Below are 19,312 nucleotides of genomic sequence, written 5' to 3'. Positions count from 1 at the left end.
CGTTGGTCACTCCGTGAGTGAGAGGCAGGCGAGCACGGCGAACATCGCTTCTTCGGTTCGCACGACCTCGCTGCCTTGGTTCGGAACCGCGTTCAACCAGAGGTCGAACCGGGACCCATCCGGTTCGTCCGCGGGTAGATCCGTCCGTTCTCGCTCGGTCTCTGCACCGCCCTCGTCGCCGCCCGGTGGGGCGACACCGAGTATCTCCGGCAGGCCGCGCTCGGGCGCTCCGAACGCGACCGTCGTCCCTCGCGGCGCCGTGTCGGCGACGATGTCGCCGAGACGGTCGACACTCAGCTGTTCGCCGTGCCGTGATGTGGCAATGCGAACGCCGGCGTCGTCACGCGAGAGCTCCGTCGAGAGGTCCGACGCCTCGACGACGAATCCCGGCGGGGACTCGTCGACGAACTTGGCGCGGACCGGCCGTCGCGAAGAGACCCTGATGGAAACGCGCTCCCCCTCCGTGAGACCTTCGTCAGGTTCAGGGAGGGAGATCGGGTGTTGCAGTCCGCAATTGACCCGAACGCGCCCGTCAGATCCGACCTCGGTCACGATTCCCTGTCTTAACGACCCCGAATCGTCCGATCCGGAGCCGGTCCGTGAGGCGACGCGGAGCGGCGGCAGGACGCCCGCGTACTCCAGCTCGTCCCGCTTACCCCACGCCTCCTTTCGGAGGTATGGCGGCGTCGCGGCGTACCGCAGCACGGTTTCGACGAACCCGTCACCCCACCGGCCTTCGGCCCCGGAATCGGGGAACACGACCAGGCGATCGACCCGGAACACCGCCGCCGCGCGGGCGACGTAACCGAGTTTGCGAGTTGCCTCGCGTTTGTCCTCGGCTTCCCGGGTCAGCGATGACGGCACGAGTACGCTGACTGTCATGCCGTGACGCTTCCACGCCACGCCACTAGACTGTGCCGAATCTACTCTACTGCCAGGTTAAAAAGACCCCGCTTCGCGTGCGCGTTGAGTCGCGTTCACACGGGTCAGCGTTCCAGCAGGTTCGGGCCGAGCAACGCGCCACACGCGCGACCACTTATGATGTCGGACGTGGAACCGCTATCCCGTGATCGGACGCACTCAGTGGTCGATCCCGGAGGGGACATCCCCGAGACCAGCCACGGTCCGCCGGAGATGGAGAGCCACGAGACCGTCTGCCTGCTGAACGCGACCGAGGCCGCCGCTCACGTCGCGGTGACGGTCCACTTCCAGGACCGCGACCCCGTGGGCCCCTACGAGGTGACCGTGCCCGCCGAACGAACCAGACACGTCCAGTTCAACGAGTTCGACGACCCCGAGGGTCCGCGGGGCGTGGCCTTCGCCAGCGTCGTCGAGTCCGACCGGCCCGTGGTCTGCCAGCACACTCGACTCCCGGCAGGCCGAGAACGCGCTACTGTCGACGATGGCGTACCCGGGCGAGTCATAGCGTGGGCACGGGAGCAATTGGCACGCCGCCCGGCGATTTCGGACCGATTCGGAAGCCTTATACCTTCCAGCATGGATACTGTGTGATGTAGCGAAGTAGCGCGCTGGTGGTGTAGTGGTATCACAGGACCCTGCCACGGTCCTAACCCGAGTTCAAATCTCGGCCAGCGCACTTTTGCGACGAACAACACCGACGAGCGACGCGTAGTGTCGCGAGTCGTCCGTGAGTCGCAACGTCGCACCGAATTTGAACGAGAGAAGACGCACGCTCGGCCGCAGGGAGAGACCGTCTTCGCGTAGTTCAAATCTCGGCCAGCGCATTTCTGTCGAGCGCAGGTTCGTGAGCGACTGATTTGCGTGTCGCTCACTTCCGTGCGAGACGAAATCGCTCAGAGATTTGAGCAGACGAGTCGCAGCCTCGGAACGGCGCGACGCGCCGCATGCCCGGAACGTCTCGGCGTGTTCAAATCTCGGCCAGCGCATTTCTGTCGAGCGCAGGTTCGTGAGCGACTGATTTGCGTGTCGCTCACTTCCGTGCGAGACGAAATCGCTCAGAGATTTGAGCAGACGAGTCGCAGCCTCGGAACGGCGCGACGCGCCGCATGCCCGGAACGTCTCGGCGTGTTCAAATCTCGGCCAGCGCATTCCTGCGGCGAACAAATCCGTGAGCGACCGCTTTGCGTGTCGCTCACATCGCCGCGAGAGGAAGCGGGCTCGCGCTCGTCGTCGACAGAGGGCTACTGCTCGGATTCGGACCCTGCTTCGTGCTCGGGCTCGTCGGGTTCGGGGTCGATCTGGACGGTCGTGCTGTCGGAGGGAGGTCCCTCGCCGTGAGCGTCTCCGCGACTGCCCCGCCCGCCATCACCGATGTCGACCGGGATGCGCTCCCGGAGGTCGCTGGCGATGGATTCGACGCGGTGGCGGACCGTGTCGATCTGGTCTTCGAACTCCTCGGCGCTCCGGGCGACGTGGTGGACGCGCTCGCGCGGAATCTGGTGCATCAGGTCGTTACCGTCCTCGTCGGTCCCCGTCTTGACCATCCAGTGGTCGCGCGCGTAGACGATTTCTTCGTTGTCGACGGTTTTCGTCACTGTCTCTCCGTCGTGATCGTCGTAGGTGATCGTGGCCTGGCCGAGCTCCAGTTCGTCCATGCTTCCAGTTACACCGCGTGGGCGTATAGCCGCTGTGTCAGGAAATCTGTCTAACGACTCTGACAGGTCACCGAGGTCGAATCCGAACCACTCCGACGGTGGCGGCCCCAGGTGGGTCGGCGCTGTCGGTCCGGCCGGAATCCGACCGCGGCGACGGGGGTTCACTCCGACCGACGGGCACGAGCCGACTCTCGTTCCGAAAATTTCGGCGACCGGCTGCTTTTGAAACGCAACCGGAATCGCAGTAAAGACCGGTCGCGTACGTTCGGGTATGAGCCGAACGGCGACGCGACTCACGAGCGTCACACTGGCGGTCGGTGTCGCGCTGGCGCTGCTCGTGGCGGCCGGTGGACTCGCGGCGGGCCACAGCGGCGACGACTGGATGCACCACCACGACGGCGGGATGTGGGCCGGCCTGGGCTGACTCTGGATGCTCGGCGGCCTGCTCGCCGTGGTGGCCGTGCCCGCCGTCGTACTGTACGCGCTGACGACGCGGGACGGTGGTAGCGGCGGGAACGAGGGCGACGGGGGGCTCGCGACCCTGCGCCAGCGCTACGCCGCGGGCAGGATCGGCGAGGAGGGGTTCGAGCGGCGCGAGGGCGACCTGCGGGAGACCTCGGGTTGTGCGAGCGGGGAGCGAAGCGACCCGTGAGTGGGCCGAAGGCCCACGGTCGCAGCTCACCGGCGGGGAGTGACCGGCGAAGGCAACGCACATGTGCCCGCCGGGCGAAGCGGGTGACATGATCGGCGTCGTCGGCGGCGGGGTCGCGGGACTGGCCGCGGCCCACCGGCTCCAGCAGGCCGGCCACGAGGTACAGGTGTTCGAGGCGAGCGACGACGTGGGCGGACTCGCAGCCGTCTACGAGACCGCCGGCGACTCCATCGAGAAGTTCTACCACCACCTCTCGAAATCCGAGGAGACCATCGTCGAGGTCGCCGAGGAGTTGGGCCTGGGCGACCGGATCGAGTGGCGCGTCGGGAAGAACGCCTACTACGTCGACGGCGTCGTCCACCCGCTGGACACGGCCTGGGAGATCCTGGCCTACCCGCACCTCTCGCTGTACGACAAGTTCCGGCTGGCGATGCTCACGATGGAGGTGGACGTGCGCGGCGGCGTCCCCACCTTCGACACCTACGACGACCTCGAAGCCTTCGAGGACGTACCCATCAAGCAGTTCCTGCTGGACCACACCACCCGGAGCGTCTACGAGAACTTCTGGGACCCGCTGCTCGACGCCAAGTTCGGCTCGCGCAAGGAAGACGTCAGCGCCGCCTGGCTCCTGGGCCGCGTGAAGTTCCGCGGCGAGCGCGACCTCCTCCGGGGCGAGATCCTGGGCTATCCGGACGGCGGGTTCGCGCCCTTCCTCGACGCACTGGTCGACGCCGTGGGGCGCGAGAACGTCACCACCGGCGCACGGGTGACCGACCTCGGGACCGGCGAGGGGCGCGTCGAGTCGCTGTCGGTCACGACTGACGAGGGGACCGGAACACACGACGTGGACGGCGTCGTCGTCGCCGCGATGCCCGACGTGCTGGAGGCGCTGACGGGCTACCCCTGTGAGATCGACTTCCAGGGGACGGTCTGTTCTGTCTGGAGCATGGAGGAGTCACTGACCGACACGTACTGGCTGAACCTCGCCGACGACGCTCCATTCGGCGTGTTCATCGAACACACCAACTTCGTCCCGGCCGAGCGCTACGGCGGCGAACACCTCTACTACACGGCCAGCTACGTGCAGGACCTCGACGACGACCTCTGGGGCCTGGACGACGGCGCGGTCGAACGACTGTGGCAGGACGGCATCGCCGACCTGTTCCCCCAGTTCGACCCCGACAGCGTGAACTGGGTCGAGACGGCACGCAACCCCCGGACTGCACCCGTCTACGAACGGGGGTATCTGGACATGGTAGTACCCGCCGACCTCTCGGAACCGGTCGCCGAGGGCGTCACGTACGCCGGGATGGCCAGCCGCGCCCAGTACCCCGAGCGTAGTCTCAACGGCGGTATCGAGGCCGGGTTCGCCGCTGCCGACGTGCTGATTGGGGAGAGTGAAACCGGCGTTTGACTCTCCAGAAGACATGTCATCGGTGGCGGTCATCGATCACGTATGAAACGACGCACGGTACTGACGGCACTCGGCACGGCGACGGTGGCGACCGCGGGCTGTCTCGACCGATCCGGGGACGGATCGACGCCGACCGACACGGACGGGCCAGGGCGCACCGATCGAACGGGGACGCCACCCGGAACGGCGACCGACGAGAGACGGACGCCCACGGTTCTCTCAGGGCGGTTCGACGGGACGGACTGCCCCGGCTTCAGCGACAGCGTCGACCGGACGGTCTGTTACCACGCGATCCAGGACGATGCGGCCGAGGTCTGGGTCGAACCCGACAGCGAGGTGTTCGCGCCCACGACCGGCGACAACACGGTGGAGACGATCACGTTCACGCTGTGCAACGAGTCGGACGAGCCGTTCGGGCTGAACCCCTACGCCTGGGCGATCAAGCGACGGACGGGCGACGGCTGGGAACACGTCGCGCCCGAGGAGTACGTCGAGCCGTGGCGGACCGTCGAGGACGGCGGGACGTACACCTGGCGGCTGAGCGTCGAGACCCATCCGTCACCGGCTCGGGACGATCACCTGACACTGGTCGAAGACCTCGAATCGGGCGTCTACGCGTTCGCGATTACGGGATCGCTGGGCGGGAGCGGGAAGACGGATGGATCGACGTGGGTGGAGTGCGTGGCGCTGTTTTCGGTCGAGCGTTAGTCCTCCAGGGTGGCGGCGATGGTGGCACCCGAACCGCCCGTGGAGACCTGCATCTCGTCGAGCAGGGTCGAGAGCTGATCGGCCTCCGTCGAGAGTTGCTGGATCGTCTCGGTCACCTCGCGGGTCGCGGCGGTCTGTTCCTCCGCCGAGGCCGAGACCGACTGGGCCTCGTCTGCGGTCTCGTCGCTGATCGCGGCCACGGAGTCGATCATGGCGACGACTTCCTGGGTCGTCGAGGCCTGGCGGTCGGTCGCGTCGTCGATCTCCTGGACGCCGGCGTTGACGTCCTCGATAGTCGCGACGACGGATTCGAGTTTCCCCATGGCGTCCTCGATGGTGTCGGCCCCGCTCTCGACGCTGTCTTCCATGTCGTCCATTTCATCGGTCGCGGCGGCGGCCTGCTCGCGCATCTCCGCGATCACCGACTCGACTTCGTCGGTCGCCTCCTGTGTCTCCTCGGCGAGGTCTTTCACTTCGTCGGCGACGACGGCGAACCCTTCCCCCGCTTCACCGGCGCGTGCGGCCTCGATGGAGGCGTTCAGCGCCAGCGTGTTGGTCTGCTCGGCGATCCCGTCGATCAGATCGACGATCTCGTCGATCTGCTCGATACGCTGATCGAGCGTCTCGACCTCCGTGGCAGCCGAAGCGGCGTTCTCCCGAATGGAGGCGATCTCCTCGCCCGCCCGCTCGGAGGCATCACGGGCCTCCTCGCCGGTGTCGGCCGCGTCCGCGGCGGTGTCGGCTACCTCGGTCGCGGAGGAGGCGATCTCTTCGATGGTCGCTGAGAGGTCGTTCATCCGCTCCGATGCCTCCGCCACCTGCTCGCGCTGGTCCTCGGCGCCGCTGGCGATCTCCTCCATCGAGCCGCTCACCTCGTCGCTGGCCCGGCGGATCTCCTGGCCGCTAGCGGCGGCGTCCTCGCTGACGCTCGCGACGGTGTCTGCGAACTCGCTGGCCTCCGCGACGGTCCCGGACAGGGAGTCGAGCATCTCGTTGAACGCCGCGGCGATGTCGGCCATCGCCTCGTTGTCGGTGTCTGTGTCGAGCCGGCGGGTCAGGTCGCCGTCGGCTACTTCGTCCATCACCCGGCTGTACTCCTGGGCGCGGGTGCGGAGTTGGTCGGCGACGGCTTCGGCCTCCTGTTTGGCGGCCTCGGCCTCGGCGCGGGCCTCCTCGGCGCGTTCCTGCTCGCGCTGGGCCTGTTCTTTGGCTTCCTCTGCTTCCTCGATCCGTTCGTCGAGGGTGGCCGCCGTCTGCTCGAAGCCGCGGTACACGTCACCGAGTTCGTCGGCCCGCTGTTCGGGGATACGGAACCGGTACTGGCCCCGGCCCACCGTCTCGACGGCTTCCTGAAGCGTCTTGATGATTACGTAGGACTCGCCGTAGATCATCCCACCGAACAGGAAGGTCGCCCCGAAGATCGCACCGACAGTGAGCCAGCTCCCGTCGTAGATCGCCGCGGAAACGGGGACGGCGATGGCAATCGTCGAGTAGATCCACAGTTCTCTGTTCAACGTCCGCTGAATCACGTCCGGGAAGAGTCGCTTGAATTGCCGTGAGGCGGTCCCGCTGAAGTACCACCACCACTCCTCTGGTGAGAACGACGGCGAAATCTCGACCGTGTCGTCACCATGTGAGTCTCGGTCGACGGATTCGGCGCTCATGGCAACACATCTGCAAAGGACGATCAAGAATGTACCCTGTCAGTTCTCACCACTGAGAACGGAACCCGGGGCGCGCTGGTCGGGCGCCACCGCGTCAGTCCGCGCCGGCCTCGTCGGAGTCGAGCCCGGGAGCCTCGGCCGGGTCCACCTCCTCGGGTTCGTTCTGGCCGCCGACGACGACCTCGCCGTCGTCAGTCTCGACGTACACGTCGTCCGCGAAGCCACCTTCGGCGTGTGGGTGCTCGGGGTCGTCGAGTTTCTCGGGGGTCGAGGGCGCGTCGGCGATACCGTCGGTGGGGCGGAACTCCCCGAGCGGGTCGTCGATGGTGATGCCCCAGCGCTCGAAAAAGTCCGCGTAGCGGTCGTAGTGGTCCTCGAGTTCGTCGCTGGGGAACTCCATCATCTCCGTCCAGCCGTGATTGTAGAAGTCGAAGTTGGCCTGCACGTGGGTGATCTCCCGGGCCTCGGCCTCGGTGAAGTCCGAATCCAGTGCGGCGACGTACGTGTCCATCGTCGCGTCGAAGAAGTCGTCGAGGTGTGCACGTCGGGCCTCGGCGTGGCCCTCGTCGGCCTTGTCCAGGAACACGCCGGTGTGGAGGTCGACCAACTTGTCGTTGACGCGCTGGCCGATGACGGGAGCTGTCAGTGCCTTCTTCGCGGCCCAGTGGCGGACGTTCTGACGGATCTTCATCTCGACCCATTCGTAAGGACGGGATCTCCTAAAACGTCCCGGGTTTCCGTCGGCGCGTGGCGTCGCCCCGGTGACGTGACCGACTCACCGCGATACTCTCCCGGATAGCAATGCACATTAGGCCCGGTATGCAAACCACGAGTTATGAGCGCGTCGCACGTGATCATCGGAGACGGTATCGCGGGGAGTTCCGCGGCGGAGACAATCCGGGAACAGGACCCCGATGCCGACATCACGGTCGTCACCGAGGAGGGTGAGGCGCTGTACAACCGGATTCTCATCAAGGAGTTCGCCAAGGGTAAGCTCCCCGAGGCCCCGATCTCGATCCACGAGGAAGACTGGTACGCCGAGCGGGACATCGACCTCGAACTCAACACGGTGGTCACCGGTGTCGACACCGACGAGAAGGTCGTCACCACCCACGAGAGCGGCGAGATCGAGTACGACAAACTCCTGCTGGCGACCGGTGGGACGCCGACCCAACTCCCCGTCGACAACTCCGACGCCGAGGGGATCCACCACTTCTGGACCTTCCAGGACGCCCGGGCCATCCGCGAACACGCCGACGAGTCCGACACCGGGATCGTCGTCGGCGCGGGCCTGCTCGGGATCGACCTGGCGGCCATCTGTGGCGCACAGGACATCGAGGCCCACTATCTGATGCGGGGCAACCGCTGGTGGCGCTACGCGCTCTCGCTGGAGGGTGCCGAAATCATCCACGACGCGCTCGAAGACAACGGCGTCACCCCCGTCTTCGACTCCGGTGTGGATCACTTCACCACCGACGACGACGGCGTCGTCACCGGCGCGGTCGACCCCAACGGCGAGGAGTACGAGGGCGAGTTCGTCGGGGTGGCTATCGGCCTGAACTTCAATACGGAGTTCCTCCGGGACACCGACATCGAACTCGACGACGGCATCGTCGTCGACGAGTACATGCGGACCAACGTCGAAGACGTGTACGCGGCGGGTGACATCACCCGCTTTTACGACACGATCCTCGGCGAGTACGCCCAGAACGGGGCCTGGGGCTCGGCCAAGGAACAGGGCGCGGTCGCCGGCGAGAACATGGTCGCCGACAGCGAGGCAGAGGAATTCCGCTGGGTCTCCTCGTACTCGATCACGCACTTCGATTTCCCCTTCCTCTCCTTTGGTCACCCGACGCTCGGCGACGACCACGCCGAACGGAAGTACTCCGATACGGAGTGGCGGCGACTGGCGTTCAAGGACGGCAAAATCGTTGGCGGCGTCCTCATCGGCGACCTGGCCCCGCAGTCGAAGTACAAACAGCTGATCCGCGAGGAGCGTGTGGTCGCGGACCAGAAGGAGGTCCTGCTCGAACAGGACGTAGATCTGGAGAACCTGGACGCGCCCGCGACCGCCGAGAGCGAGTAGGGTCGCCGGCCCGGCGATTCCGGACCAGTTTTTCCCTCCACAGCGTAACCTGCCGTGTATGCCGGGACACGCCTCCGAATCGAAGTCCCTCTAGCTCGTCGGCGCGGTCGTCGCCGCCGTCGCCGTCGGCGTGACGCTGTATCGACGACTCGCTCTTGGCTGACCACCGCCACGAACCCGCGTATCGAAGGCGTTTTCTCCGGCGCGGGCCCACCGGGAGATATGAACGGTGGCGGGAGCAGCGACATGACCCTTGCCTTCGACCTGAGCGCACTCAAGGAGCTGGCACACCCAGATTCGGTGTTCAACGACGCGCGCCAGTGGAGCGAGTACGTCGGTGTCGTCTCCGAGAAGCCGACCTACGTCGTGACCAACTTCACGCGCAAACACCGGATCCGCCAGGACTTCTTCTCGGGGCCGCGGGGCCGTGAGGAGAGCCTCGGCAACGTAAAAGGGCAGTTCGAGACCGGCCGCCACGTCTTCGTCGGCACCGACGACGAGGACGAGGCCCTCGCCGAGGCCGTCGGCTGGGAGTTCCTGCCGGTCGAGGACGCTGCCGCGGCCGCCGACTGGGAGCTCGGTGAACCCGACACGCCCGACCAAGACGTCGAGGACAGCCGCGACGACTGGCCCTGACCGTCATCCCCGCCCGGACAGGCAACGCCGTCCCGCCGACCGATACGGAGCGACACTGTTATCACGTCCTGTTGTGAGGCTGTCACTATGTCGCTGGACATAGAGAAAGCCCTCGGCGATGGACTCGACCGGGTTCTCACGCAACCGGGTGCGTATCTCGTCGGTGCGTTTCTCGCGCTCGGTCTCGCGAACACGGTCGTCGTACAGTCGTTGCTGGATGTGGCGGTCGAATTCGTCGTCGAGGAGTTCGGTCCCCAGATGGCAGAAACGGGCAGTCTCGACGAGTTCCGAAACGAAGTCGGCGTGTTGCCCTTCGCCGTGTCGCTCCCGCCCACACTGCTGGCCGTGGCGTTCGTCGCGCTGGCGTTCGTCGGCGAGGCGCTGGGCATCGTCGGGGTGCGCCTGTTCGCCGCGTCCGACCCGGATCGGCTCCCCGACGGGCTCGCCGACGGCCTGCCGCTGGCGACCGTGAACGGTTTTCTCGCCGGGATTTTCGTGTTCGTGATCGTCACCGTCGGGTTCGTCGTGGGGCTGATCGGCCTCATCGTCGGCGGGTTCGTCCTGGCCACGTTCCTCGTCGTGTCGCTGGTCTTCGTCAGGCAGGCGGTGGCACTCGAAGACGAGAACGCGATCGGCGCGCTGAGCGAGAGCTGGAGCGTCGCCAAGGGGAGCCGCTGGTACCTCTTTGGACTGCTCGTCATCCTCGGCGTCATCGGTGCCGTCGTCGGCGGCGTCATCGGCCTGATCGGCGGACTCCTCGGTCCAGCGGTGAACGCACTCGCCAACGTAATAGTCGGCGCGGTGGTCGGCGTGTTCGGCATCGCGGTGACCACGCGGGCCTACCAGCAGCTTCGGACCGAACGGGGCGGAGCCACGGGCGTCGACGACGACCGGCAAGAACCCGGCGGCCGAGACGACGTGTACTGAGCCGACCCGGACCCGCGGCGTTTAACCGAGCGCGAATCCTACCCGTCGGCGATGCCAGAACCGCGCGTACCGGGCGACGGGGGCAACGACCTGGAGTTGGCCTGTGGCGAACCCGTCAGTCCCCGCGAACTCGATCTGGGCGTCCGGGAGTTCGACTGTGACTGTGGCGACGCCCACGGGGTCGTGATGGACGTCCACCCGCTGGGCCGGTTCGTTCCGGAGTCGATGGCGGACGTGTTGCGCGCGACGGTCGAACCCGCAGACGAGTTCGACGAGTTCACCACCGCCCACCTGATGGGGATGGTGATCGAGGAGTTCCCGGGCCAGGTCGCGAGCGCCGACTGCTCCGACGACGGCGACGTGGGCTACAGCGCCATCTGGATCACGGACTTCGACTCGCGGGAACTCCACGAAGTAACCGTCGAGTTGCTCGTCGAACTCATGGAACACGCGATGAGTCACGCCGGCGACGACGACGCCATGGCCGAATTCGAAGAACAGATGCTCCAGTTCGACGTGAGCGAGTTCGTGGAGACGTATCGGCGCGAGCGCGAATTCGAGTCCGAAGACGACCGGGCGGTCTGAGTCGACGACGACGGAGGCCGCCGGCAACCGCGTCGAGCGCCGTGTCCGGCTCGGACCAAGTGGTTTTGCCCCGCCATACGTTGAATCTATACTCTTTTTATCGAAATGAACAGTTCGTATGACAGTGGCTGACACAGACGGGTAGGTGCTGTCGGGGGATTTTCGTCGAACGGGCGTCCGACGGGTGTCTGACGCCGTTTAATGTGATAGTAGGGCATCAGTATGCGTATGCGCTTACGTCAGGGCAAGTTCGAACGCATCCGCACCGTGCTCGACGACGCGGACGCCGACGAGCCACTGACAGCGCGGGAGATTCTGAACCTGCTGGACGAGCACGGCGTGGAGTTCGACAGCGCCCACCAGATCGCGACAGTGCTGGGCCGGCGCGCCGAGACGGGTGACGTCGAGGTCATCCGCGACCAGCCCTACCGGTATCGCTTCCAGGACGGTTCCTGACGCGTCGCGCCGTCCGCTCGACCGCCGTGTCCCGGGGTCCGTGACCGGAGGGGTCACGACCGGGACAGTTTTGGTCGTTCTGTCGGAGGTATGGTCGTATGCGACTGGGCTGGGCTGTCGTACTCGTCGCGGCAGTAGCCTGTCTGGCCGTCGCCAGCGGTGCCGTCGGGGCCGCCGACGCGCCGACGCGTGCCTTCATCGAGCCGGTCGACGGCGAGACCCGACTCTGGCCCTACACGAGCAACCGCCGGTCGACCGCCGGGAAGACGCTCGCGATCAACGTCCTGATTCGCGGAGACACCACCCGTGCGCGCCAGGTGCTGACCCGCGAAGCGGCCGTCGACTGGGAGCGAGCCAACGGGGCCCAACCGTCCGGCGACGCGTCGGTCCCGCTCCCCGGGACGGAAGATGCCGAGGTCGAAACCGGGCCACAGGGAGACCTGCAGGTCGACGCCCCCGCGGTCCATCTGACGTGGGCGGGGTCCCACGGCGCGGTGCGATACACGTACGTCGACCCCGCACGCGGGCGAGCGCGCTGGGCCGCGCAGGACTTCCAGCTCCACGCGGGCACGTATCTCGGGACGCGCCAGCACGTCCGGGCGTTCGGCGCACCGTCCGGGGCGTGGACGGCGATCCAGGTCCACGCCGAGTGGTGGGACTGGTTCCGACTGCGCCACACCGTCACCTCGACGCGGGGGTCACAGGAACTCGTCGAGGACGATCTCACGGACGAGCGGGGCGTCCGCGTCCGCGGCCGCAACTTCTCGGGATACGGCAGTCGCGGTGCAGGGGGAATCACGGTCGTCGACCTGCTGGCCCTGGCGCTACCCGCAGTCGCGCTCGGCGTCGGGCGCGGAATCGACTCGATCAGCCAACGAGCGCGCGATCTGGTGCGGACCGGCGACGACAGGTTCGGCGACGAAGGAGCCCTGGCCGTGGGCGTCGGCGGCCTCTATCTCGGTGTCAGGCTGGCGGGGATGGCGCTCGAAACGGTTCTCCCCTGGATACACCCGAAGCTGTTCGCGGCGGTGCTGTACCCCGTCGTGGCGCTGGGCGTGCCCGCGATGGCGCACAGACAGGGGAGAGCGGTCGGTCCGTTCCGGGCGTTCGGCGTGACGGTGGCGGCACTGCTCGTCGCGTTCGCCGCCGATTTCGCGGTGGTCGGCGTCGGCCTCCCGAGACCCGAACTCGTCCAGCACCGGGTCGGCGTCGCGCTCGCGGCGGGGTTGCTGGCGACGGGCGCGAGCGCGCGGGCCGCGGGTAGTCCCGGGAGTCGCCGGCGGCGGATCGGCACCGCACTGGTCGCGGTCGCCGCCCTGGCCTGGCTCGTCGCGCTGGCCGTCCCACTGTTCGGGCTGTGAACCGCTCCAGAGCTCGAAGCGCGGTGTGGGACGGAACGAGCGACCCGGACCCGCGACTCCCGAATACATAAGGGATATAGCGGGCAGGGGTAAACGTAACCGCAACACGATGTCGTCGGGCCGAGCGGGCGTGACCAGGCGGAAGCTCCTCGCCGGTGCCGCGACGGGCGCGGCCGGCGCGAGCGCCGGCTGTCTCGACCGGCTCCAGGCCCTCCTGGGCTGGCGTGGCGGCGGCCAGACGACACTGCGGATCAAGACGCTGCCGGCGGACGCGGACCCCTACGGACTCCGGCTGGCGCGGGCAGTCGGGGAGTGGCTGCAGGCGGCGGGGGTCGACGCCCAGGTCATCCCGACAGCCGAGGACGAACTCCGCCGACAGATCCTCGTCAACCACCAGTTCGACCTGTTCGTCGGCCGGACGCCCGACGTGCCCCGGGAGCCGGACACCCTGTACTCGCTCCTGCACTCGACGGGGGTCCTGGCACCGGGCTGGCGTAACCCCTTCGGGTACTCGAACGCACAGGTCGACGATCTGCTCCAGCGCCAGCGGCGCGCGACCGGACAGGACCGGCGGGACGTGGTCGCGACCCTCCAGCGGACCATCGCGCGGACCCAGCCGTTCAGTATCCTCGGGTTCCCGGAGACGATCCGGGCGGTCCGGACCGACCGGTTCACCGGCTGGGAGCGAGCGAATCTGGACTCGCCGCTGGGGTATCTGGCACTGGAAGCGACCGCCGAGGCGGCGGCGAGTCCGCGCACACTCCGGATCGGGACGACCTACCAGCAGGAGATCCAGAACCTCAACCCGCTGTCGGTGCGCTACCGCGACAATACCATCCTGACGAACCTGCTGTACGATCCGCTGGGCCGGACCGTCGGCAGTGACCGGATCGAGCCCTGGCTGGCCGACAGCTGGGAGTTCGAGCGCCGGGGCGAGGACCTCCGGGCGACGGTCCGGTTGCGGCCCAACCAGCGCTGGCACGACGGCGAACCGCTGACCGCCGACGACGTGGCGTTCACGTACGGATTCATCGCGGACACGTCGGCCGCCGACGCCGACGGATTCGTCCCCGTGCCGCGGTATCACGGGCAGGCCAGCCTGATCGAGAGCGTGCGGGCCACCGACCTCCGGACCGTCGAGTTCGCATTCACGGACTGCTCGGAGACCGTCGCGCGGCGCGCGCTAACCGTGCCGATCCTGCCCGAGCACGTCTGGCAACAGCGGCGGCGGCCGGCCACCCTCGGCGGTGTCGACGTTGGCGGGCAGGTGACGGAGGCGCTGGTGACGAAAAACGTCCCGGCGGTCGGGAGCGGGCCGGTGGAATTCGAGGAACAGCCTTCGAGTGTGGAACTCGTGTTGAGCCGGTTCGACGAGCACTTCCTCCACCGGACCGACGGCGGGACGTTCCCGGCGTGGATGGACGGCGGGCTGCCCTTCCAGCAGCTGGTCGTGCAGGCGGACGTGTCCGACGGGATCCTCGTCGAGGCGGCGGCCGACGGGACGCTCGACGCCGCGATCAACGGAATCGGGGCCGAGACCGTCGACCGGATCGTGGACGCCCCGGCGCTGGATCTGTTGACCCGACCCTCGAACTCCTACTACGTGCTGGGGTACAACACGCGACGACCGCCGCTGCACAACTATCAGTTCCGGCGCGTCCTGGGCCGATTGCTCGACCGTGAGCACCTCGCCGACGCGGTGTTCGACGGGTACGCGGAGCCGGCCGCGAGCCCGCTGGCGGGGACGGACTGGCTCCCGTCGACCCTCGAGTGGAACGGCGACCACCCGGTCCTCCCGTTCCTCGGGTCCGACGGTGACGTGGCCGAGGAGCGGCTGCAACAGGCCTGGCAGGAGGCAGGCTTCCGCTACGAGGGCGGCCGACTTCTGAAGCGGTGATACCGTGACACTGCTCGAACTCTCCGCACGGGTGCTGGGCGTGGTCGGCGTGATGCTCGTCGTCGCGTCGCTCGTGTTCGTCGGCCCGCGACGGCTCCGGGAGATGCGGACGAACATCGGGAGTCGGCTCCGCGAGGCAGGACCAGCGGTGGCCGTACTGGGCGGCGTGCTGGCGATCAACGGCTTCATCCGCGACGTGAGTACCGACCTCTCACAGCTGATCGGCGTCCGGATCACCAGCACGATCCACGCCATCGAGGGGGCGTTCGTCGGACAGATCCAGACCGTGGCCTCCCCGGCCCTGACGACGTACTTCTCGAACGTGTACGTCTACGGCTACGCCTTCCTGATGCTCTTCCCGCTGGTGGCGTACCTGGCCATCGACGACCAGCGGCCGATGCGGGAGTTGACCGTCGCGTTCATTCTCAACTACGGGATCGGCCTGCTCTGCTATCTCGCCTTCATCGCGTACGGCCCGCGGAACTTCATGCCGGACGTGGTCGAACCCCTCCTCTATACGCACTGGCCCCGGGCGCAACTGCTCACAAGCGAGATCAACCGCAACACGAACGTCTTCCCCTCGTTGCACACGTCGCTGTCGGTGACCGTCGCCCTGATGGCCTACCGGACCCGCGACGCGTACCCCTACTGGCTCCCGGTCGCCGTGTTCATGGCTGGAAGCGTCGCCGTCTCGACGATGTATCTGGGCATCCACTGGGGCACCGACGTGGTCGCGGGCCTGCTGCTGGCCGTGTTCTCGGTCGCCGCCGCGATCCGGATCCGGGAGTTCGGGGACCGACACGACGGGATCGTCCGTGACCGCGTCGACGAATTCGCCGACCGACTCCGCTGACCAATTCGCCACGCGGAGGACCGACCCGTGTCAACCGGCGACAATACGAATTTCGAAATTCGGTTACGATGCTCGCAATCTATCGCCGGGCTTATTACGATGAGCGGACTGAGGACGGACAATGACAGACGGATCAGAAGACCGCACGATCTTGCTGATCGGGAGTGGGCCGATCAAGATCGGACAGGCCGCGGAGTTCGACTACTCCGGCGCGCAGGCCTGCCGTGCGCTCCAGGAGGAAGGGGCGCGGGTCGTGCTGGTCAACTCGAACCCGGCGACGATCATGACCGATCCGGAGATGGCCGACAAGGTGTACATCGAGCCGATCAACACCGAGGCCATCGCCGAGATCATCCGGAAAGAACAGCCCGACGGGGTCATCGCCGGCCTCGGCGGCCAGACCGGGCTGAACGTCACCGCCGAACTGGCCGAGGAGGGCGTGCTGGAGGAACACGACGTGGACGTGATGGGTACGCCGCTGGACACCATCTACGCGACCGAGGACCGCGACCAGTTCCGCCAGCGCATGGAATCCATCGGCGAACCGGTGCCGGAGTCGGTGACCATCGACTCGATGGACGAGGTCGAAGACGCCGTCGAGGCCGTCGGCGGACTCCCTGTCATCATGCGGACGACCTACACCCTGGGCGGGCAGGGGTCGGGCGTCATCGGCGACATGGACGAGCTCAAAGACGCCGTCCGGAAGGGGCTGAACCTCTCGCGTGACAACCGCGTGATGATCACCGAGTCTATCGACGGGTGGATCGAGCTGGAGTACGAGGTCATGCGGGACGCCGACGACTCCTGTATCATCATCTGCAACATGGAGAACATCGACCCGATGGGCATCCACACCGGCGAGTCCATCGTCGTCACCCCCAGTCAGGTCATCCCCGACGAGGGCCACCAGGAGATGCGCGACACCGCGCTGAAGGTGATCCGTGAACTCGGCATCCAGGGCGGCTGTAACATCCAGTTCGCCTGGCACGACGACGGCACGCCCGGCGGCGAGTATCGCGTCGTCGAGGTCAACCCCCGCGTCTCTCGCTCCTCGGCGCTGGCCTCGAAGGCGACCGGCTACCCCATCGCTCGCGTCACGGCCAAGGTCGCGATGGGCAAGCGCCTCCACGAGATCGAAAACGAGATCACCGGCCAGACCACCGCCGCCTTCGAGCCGGCGATCGACTACATCGTGACGAAGGTGCCGCGCTGGCCCAAAGACAAGTTCCGCAACGTGGAGTTCGCGCTGGGGCCGGCCATGAAGTCCACGGGCGAGGCGATGGCCATCGGCCGGACCTTCGAGGAGTCCATGCTGAAGGCCCTGCGTTCGAGCGAGTACGACCCCGCCGTCGACTGGGCGGACGTGAGCGACGACGAACTCGAAAGCGAGTATCTCGAACGGCCGACCCCCGACCGGACCTACGCCATCTTCGAGGCCTTCGAGCGGGGCTACTCCGTCGCGGAGGTCAACGCCCTCACCGAGATCCGCGAGTGGTACCTCGAACGCTACAAGCGCATCGCCGACGCCGCCACCGCGGCCGCGGCGGGCGACTTCGCGGCCGCCGCCGAGGAAGGATTCACCGACCAGGAGATCACCGCCATCGCCGGCGGCGAGTTCAACGACACCCACGCCGCCTGGCTCCCCGACCGCGACGAGGCACAGCAGGTCGACAGCGAAGAGGTCGAGGCTGACGGCGGGAGCGTCACCGTCGAGCAGGTCGACGCCGAGACCCCCGGCCGCGCGTTCAAGCAGGTCGACACCTGCGCCGGGGAGTTCGCCGCCTCGACGCCGTACTACTACTCCGCCCGCGAACCGCTCTCGGGACTGGGCCGCAACGAGGTCCAAGTCGACACCGACGCCGAGAGCGTCGTCGTGGTCGGCGGGGGCCCCATCCGGATCGGGCAGGGCGTCGAGTTCGACTACTGTTCGGTCCACGCCGTCCAGGCGCTGGAGGCGATGGGCATCGACGCCCACGTCGTCAACAACAACCCCGAGACGGTCTCGACGGACTACGACACCTCCGAAGGACTGTTCTTCGAGCCCATCACCGCCGAGGAGGTCGCCGACGTGATCGAGACGACCAACGCCGACGGCGTGATGGTCCAGTTCGGCGGGCAGACCTCCGTCGACATCGGCGAACCCCTCGAAGACGAGATCGAACGCCGCGGGCTGGACTGTGAGATCATGGGGACCGCCGTCGAGGCGATGGATCTCGCGGAGGACCGCGACCGCTTCAACCAGCTCATGGACGAACTGGGCATCGCCCAGGCCGAAGGTGGCACGGCGACCTCCGAGCAGGAAGCCCTGGAGATCGCCCGCGATATCGGGTACCCCGTCCTCGTGCGCCCGAGCTACGTGCTGGGCGGCCGCGCGATGGACGTGGTGTACAACGACGAGGACCTCGAAACCTACATCGAGGAGGCGGTTCGGGTGTCCCCGGACAAGCCCATCCTCATCGACGACTTCCTCGCCGACGCCGTGGAACTCGACGTGGACGCCGTGGCCGACGGCGACGACGTACTCATCGGCGGTATCATGGAACACGTCGAAACGGCTGGTGTCCACTCCGGCGACTCGGCGTGTATGATCCCGCCGCGCTCGCTCTCGGAGGGCGTCCTCGAACGCGTCCGCGAGGTCACGGAAGACATCGCGACCGCGCTGGACACCGTGGGCCTGCTCAACGTCCAGCTCGCCGTCAAGGACGGCACGGTGTACGTGCTGGAGGCCAACCCGCGCTCGTCTCGGACAGTGCCGTTCGTCTCGAAGGCGACGGGCGTCCCCATCGCCAAGCTCGCCGCGAAGGTCATGGCCGGCGCGAGCCTGGCGGACCTCGACGTGGACGAGCAGATCCCCGACCAGGTCTCGGTCAAGGAGGTCGTCCTCCCGTTCGACCGCCTGCCGGGCAGCGACCCGCGGCTGGGTCCGGAGATGAAATCGACCGGTGAGGTCATGGGCACTGCCGGCTCCTTCGGGAAGGCCTACCAGAAGGCCCAGATGTCCGTCGGCAAGCCGATCCCACTCGAAGGCACCGCCATCGTCGACCTCCCCGTCATCGGCTTCGAGGACCACTTCGACGTGGAGGACCTCGAGGACGCCGACCTCGAGAACGTCAAACAGCGCCTGCGCGACGGCGAGATCGACCTCGTGGTCTCGCGCAACCGCGAGATTCTCGAAGTCTGTGTCGAGGAGACCATCACCTACTTCTCGACCATCGAGAGCGCCGAGGCGGCGCTGGAAGCCATCGAGTCCGCCGACCAGCCGCTGAACGTGCAGGACGTGGCCACCCGCCCAAAGGACACCCGCGACTGGGGCGACTACTGAGGCGTCGCGACCCGGGCCCGCCGGGACTGTTTTCACCCGCCGTTTCGAGTGAAGTGCAAGCCGCGAGACCGCGGCGACACCGTCCCCAAACTCGGATCGTCCGGCGGGCCGACGAGGCGGCAGCAGCGGCGATTCGGACCGCGGCCCTCGACGATCTCCGGGACGCCTGACAGGA

General features: G+C 67.2%; 17 protein-coding genes, 1 tRNA gene and 1 pseudogene. 15 read left to right on the top strand and 4 right to left on the bottom strand.

Translation table 11 applies throughout. The features are described from left to right. Positions 1-6: 6 nt before the first annotated feature. A complete protein-coding gene (locus MU521_RS07030; protein ID WP_092689116.1) occupies positions 7-882 on the bottom strand; it encodes a putative RNA uridine N3 methyltransferase in 876 nt (291 codons plus the stop codon). Positions 883-1,066: 184 nt separating this feature from the next. Here MU521_RS07030 and MU521_RS07025 point away from each other — a divergent pair. Together MU521_RS07025 and MU521_RS07020 are read left to right on the top strand one after the other, a co-directional pair. Further along, positions 1,067-1,426 (top strand): annotated as a pseudogene (locus MU521_RS07025) (sensory rhodopsin transducer). A 100-nt stretch (positions 1,427-1,526) separates the two neighbouring features. After that, positions 1,527-1,597: transfer RNA gene (locus MU521_RS07020), tRNA-Gly, on the top strand. 565 nt (positions 1,598-2,162) lie between these two features. On the opposite strand, the gene MU521_RS07015 is transcribed toward MU521_RS07020, so the two are convergent. After that, the gene (locus MU521_RS07015) at positions 2,163-2,576 is read right to left on the bottom strand and encodes a hypothetical protein (protein WP_092689113.1); all 414 of its coding nucleotides are present in this window, start codon (positions 2,574-2,576) and stop codon (positions 2,163-2,165) included. 271 nt (positions 2,577-2,847) lie between these two features. On the opposite strand from MU521_RS07015, the gene MU521_RS07010 reads away from it, so the two are divergent. The 4 genes from MU521_RS07010 (at position 2,848) to MU521_RS06995 (ending at position 5,350) form a co-directional block, all read left to right on the top strand. Further along, on the top strand, positions 2,848-3,000 hold the full coding sequence (locus tag MU521_RS07010) for a hypothetical protein (RefSeq protein ID WP_175452786.1): 153 nt from the start codon (positions 2,848-2,850) through the stop codon (positions 2,998-3,000). Positions 3,001-3,006: 6 nt separating this feature from the next. Further along, on the top strand, positions 3,007-3,228 hold the full coding sequence (locus tag MU521_RS07005; RefSeq protein WP_092689110.1) for an SHOCT domain-containing protein: 222 nt from the start codon (positions 3,007-3,009) through the stop codon (positions 3,226-3,228). 88 nt (positions 3,229-3,316) lie between these two features. Next, positions 3,317-4,642 carry an NAD(P)/FAD-dependent oxidoreductase gene (locus MU521_RS07000; RefSeq protein ID WP_092689107.1) on the top strand — a complete coding sequence of 442 codons (1,326 nt, stop codon included), beginning with the start codon at positions 3,317-3,319 and terminating at the stop codon, positions 4,640-4,642. Positions 4,643-4,684: 42 nt separating this feature from the next. Continuing rightward, positions 4,685-5,350, top strand: a complete 666-nt coding sequence (locus tag MU521_RS06995; protein ID WP_092689104.1) for a hypothetical protein — start codon at positions 4,685-4,687, stop codon at positions 5,348-5,350. Here the strand turns inward: MU521_RS06995 and MU521_RS06990 are convergent. Then, positions 5,347-7,014, bottom strand: a complete 1,668-nt coding sequence (locus MU521_RS06990) for a methyl-accepting chemotaxis protein (protein ID WP_092689101.1) — start codon at positions 7,012-7,014, stop codon at positions 5,347-5,349. The two genes, MU521_RS06995 and MU521_RS06990, sit on opposite strands and share 4 nt — an antisense overlap. Before the next feature lie 94 nt (positions 7,015-7,108). After that, positions 7,109-7,705 (bottom strand): DUF6149 family protein, encoded by a 597-nt coding sequence (locus MU521_RS06985; RefSeq protein ID WP_092689098.1) that lies wholly within the window; start codon positions 7,703-7,705, stop codon positions 7,109-7,111. A gap of 144 nt (positions 7,706-7,849) precedes the next feature. On the opposite strand from MU521_RS06985, the gene MU521_RS06980 reads away from it, so the two are divergent. The 9 genes from MU521_RS06980 (at position 7,850) to carB (ending at position 19,137) form a co-directional block, all read left to right on the top strand. After that, positions 7,850-9,100 carry an NAD(P)/FAD-dependent oxidoreductase gene (locus MU521_RS06980; protein WP_092689095.1) on the top strand — a complete coding sequence of 417 codons (1,251 nt, stop codon included), beginning with the start codon at positions 7,850-7,852 and terminating at the stop codon, positions 9,098-9,100. 222 nt (positions 9,101-9,322) lie between these two features. Further along, positions 9,323-9,736, top strand: a complete 414-nt coding sequence (locus tag MU521_RS06975; protein WP_092689092.1) for a DUF7124 domain-containing protein — start codon at positions 9,323-9,325, stop codon at positions 9,734-9,736. Positions 9,737-9,823: 87 nt separating this feature from the next. Beyond that, positions 9,824-10,663 (top strand): DUF7847 domain-containing protein, encoded by an 840-nt coding sequence (locus MU521_RS06970; RefSeq protein WP_092689089.1) that lies wholly within the window; start codon positions 9,824-9,826, stop codon positions 10,661-10,663. A 51-nt stretch (positions 10,664-10,714) separates the two neighbouring features. Continuing rightward, positions 10,715-11,248 carry a DUF5815 family protein gene (locus MU521_RS06965; RefSeq protein WP_092689086.1) on the top strand — a complete coding sequence of 178 codons (534 nt, stop codon included), beginning with the start codon at positions 10,715-10,717 and terminating at the stop codon, positions 11,246-11,248. Positions 11,249-11,476: 228 nt separating this feature from the next. Continuing rightward, the gene (locus MU521_RS06960; protein ID WP_092689083.1) at positions 11,477-11,704 is read left to right on the top strand and encodes a hypothetical protein; all 228 of its coding nucleotides are present in this window, start codon (positions 11,477-11,479) and stop codon (positions 11,702-11,704) included. 98 nt (positions 11,705-11,802) lie between these two features. Next, positions 11,803-13,065, top strand: coding sequence for a hypothetical protein (locus tag MU521_RS06955; RefSeq protein ID WP_092689080.1), 1,263 nt, complete (start codon positions 11,803-11,805; stop codon positions 13,063-13,065). 130 nt (positions 13,066-13,195) lie between these two features. Further along, positions 13,196-14,962 carry an ABC transporter substrate-binding protein gene (locus MU521_RS06950; RefSeq protein ID WP_217630108.1) on the top strand — a complete coding sequence of 589 codons (1,767 nt, stop codon included), beginning with the start codon at positions 13,196-13,198 and terminating at the stop codon, positions 14,960-14,962. A gap of 4 nt (positions 14,963-14,966) precedes the next feature. Next, positions 14,967-15,815, top strand: coding sequence for a phosphatase PAP2 family protein (locus MU521_RS06945; RefSeq protein ID WP_092689075.1), 849 nt, complete (start codon positions 14,967-14,969; stop codon positions 15,813-15,815). Positions 15,816-15,936: 121 nt separating this feature from the next. After that, entirely contained in the window at positions 15,937-19,137 is a 3,201-nt protein-coding gene (carB, locus tag MU521_RS06940) for a carbamoyl-phosphate synthase large subunit (RefSeq protein WP_092689072.1), read from the top strand. Positions 19,138-19,312: the final 175 nt, after the last annotated feature.

This window comes from Halorientalis regularis (assembly GCF_023698535.1).
GTDB lineage: Archaea > Halobacteriota > Halobacteria > Halobacteriales > Haloarculaceae > Halorientalis > Halorientalis regularis.
This window is presented reverse-complemented; position numbering and strand designations above follow the sequence as displayed.